The organism is Nocardia sp. CY15 (assembly GCF_009829295.1).
Lineage (GTDB): Bacteria > Actinomycetota > Actinomycetes > Mycobacteriales > Mycobacteriaceae > Nocardia > Nocardia sputi.
Genome location: NZ_VUOT01000080.1, coordinates 1 through 2,175, shown reverse-complemented (window position 1 = coordinate 2,175; position 2,175 = coordinate 1). Strand labels below are relative to the sequence as shown.

At 64.3% G+C, this 2,175-nt stretch carries 2 protein-coding genes; both read right to left on the bottom strand.

Going from position 1 to position 2,175, the window contains the following annotated elements:
- Positions 1 to 66: 66 nt before the first annotated feature.
- Positions 67 to 864, bottom strand: a complete 798-nt coding sequence (gene istB / locus GVY39_RS33610) for an IS21-like element helper ATPase IstB (RefSeq protein WP_159931002.1) — start codon at positions 862 to 864, stop codon at positions 67 to 69.
- On the bottom strand, positions 864 to 2,105 hold the full coding sequence (gene istA / locus GVY39_RS33605) for an IS21 family transposase (RefSeq protein ID WP_159931004.1): 1,242 nt from the start codon (positions 2,103 to 2,105) through the stop codon (positions 864 to 866). Before istA ends, istB begins: the two co-directional genes overlap by 1 nt.
- Between the last annotated feature and the right edge of the window lie 70 nt (positions 2,106 to 2,175).

Sequence of the window (2,175 nt, the reverse complement as noted above, 5' to 3'; positions counted from 1 at the left end):
TGTCAACGTCGGTCGAATCGTGACCCGGCTTGTTCGCTGGAATCTTGACCCACCCTTTGGTTGGTTTCAGTCGTTGGTTTTGGCCGCGGGGACGCGGCCGAGGTCTCGGTCTTTGAGGCGGTAGCTGTCTCCCTTCATGGAGATGACTTCGGCGTGGTGGACGAGGCGGTCGATCATGGCTGCGGCGACGACGTCGTCGCCAAAGACTTCGCCCCAGCGGCCGAAGGGCTTGTTGCTGGTGACGATCAGGCTTGCGCGTTCGTAGCGAGATGAGACGAGCTGAAAGAACAGGTTCGCTGCCTCGGCTTCGAAGGGGATGTAGCCGACCTCGTCGATGACGATCAACGGAATCCGGCCGAGCTTGATCAGCTCTGCCTGCAGTTTTCCGGCGTGGTGAGCCTCGGCCAGCCGCGAGACCCATTCGGATGCGGTGGCGAAAGCGACCCGGTGACCGGCTTGGCAGGCGCGGATCCCGAGCCCGATCGACAGGTGAGTTTTGCCGGTGCCGGGTGGCCCGAGGAACACGACGTTTTCTTTGGCGGTGATGAAGTCCAGAGTGCCGAGATGGGTGATGGTGTCGCGTTTGAGAGAGCGTTGATGATCGAAGTCGAACTCCTCGAGGGCTTTGCGAGCGGGGAAGCGAGCCGATCGGATGCGTCCCTCACCACCGTGAGACTCGCGGGCAGAGACCTCGCGCTGCAGGCAGGCAGCCAGAAATTCCTCGTGGGTCCAGTTCTCTGCGCGGGCGCGTTCGGCCAGGCGTTCGACGGCGCCGCCAAGAGTGGGGGCTTTCAAAGCTCTGGCGAGGTAGGCGATTTCGGAGGCGATATTGCGCGAGGTGTTCGTTGCGGTCTTGGTGGCCATCAGGCGATTTCCTCGCTGCTGCTCGCCTCGTCGAGGTCGAACATGCGGTCGTAGTCGGAGAGGTTTCGGTGCTCGACTTCGGTGTCGATCGCGGGGACCGAGACCAGGCGCCGGGCGTTGCGCAAGTCCGCTGCCGCAGCGGCGTGCCCGGCATCGGTGATGGACTGGTGATCGGCCCAGCATCGCCGGTGGCGACCCAGTTCTGCACCAGCGCAGGTGATCACAACCTCGTCGAGATCAGCGCGGACCTCGACCCGGCGTCCGACCGCGGCCGGATGGACCGAATAGTCGTTGGAGTCCAAGCGGACGTAGTGATCGCGTGGCAGCCGGGTGGTGAAACGCCAGCCGGTGACCGGATCCACCGGCGGCAACGTCAGCATCGCGGCCCGGTCAGCGTCCCAGCGATCGACCGGGCGACAGCCCAGGCGGCGATGGTGACGGTGATTGGCCCGGACCAGCCAGTTGGCAAGCTGAGCATTGAAATCTGCAGGACCAGCGAACGACCGGCCCGGCAGAAACGACGTCTCGAGATAGCCGTTCGCCCGTTCCACCAAGCCTTTGGCCTCAGGATCCCTGGGCCGGCACTGCAGAACCTTGATGCCCAGCGAGCCGCGGAACGCGTTCATCGTCTCGGTCAGCTGCGGTTTGCCGCCTCGCCACTGGCCGACCGCAGCCTCGTTGTCCCAGACCAGCATCTTCGGGACCCTGCCCCACGCCGAGATCAACGCCCAATGCCCCGCCAACAGATCCGGGCTCTGCCGCGTCGGGATCATCACCGCGGTCATCACCCGCGAATACCCAGTCACCATCACCAGCACAGGTGGGCGCCCGATATGACCGAACCCCAGCGGAACATCCACCGGCGGGAACCACAGATCACACTGCGCCAACTCGCCAGGCTGATACTCCGTCCGCGATGCTGGATCCACCGGCTTGAACAACGGCCGCAACGCCTGCACCCGTTCGAAGAACACCGTCCGGCCACGCTGCCAGCCGACACGCTCCATGATCACCGTTGTGGGCATATCCGGAAACTCGGCCAGCACCGCCCGGACCGCCGGCTCGAACTCATCCACCACCGACCCACGCGGCTTGCGCTGATACCGCGGCGGCTCATGCGAAGCCAACGCCTTCTTCACAGTGTTCTTCGAAATCTTCAACCGGCGAGCTATCGCCCGGATCGCCATCCCCTCCGAGCGATGCAACCGGCGGATCTCCGCCCAGTCCTCCACGTTCAGCACCTCATGATCGTTCACGGGTGGGTCAACATTCACCCGGAACCAGAGGGTCAGTATTCAGCCGGACGCGACA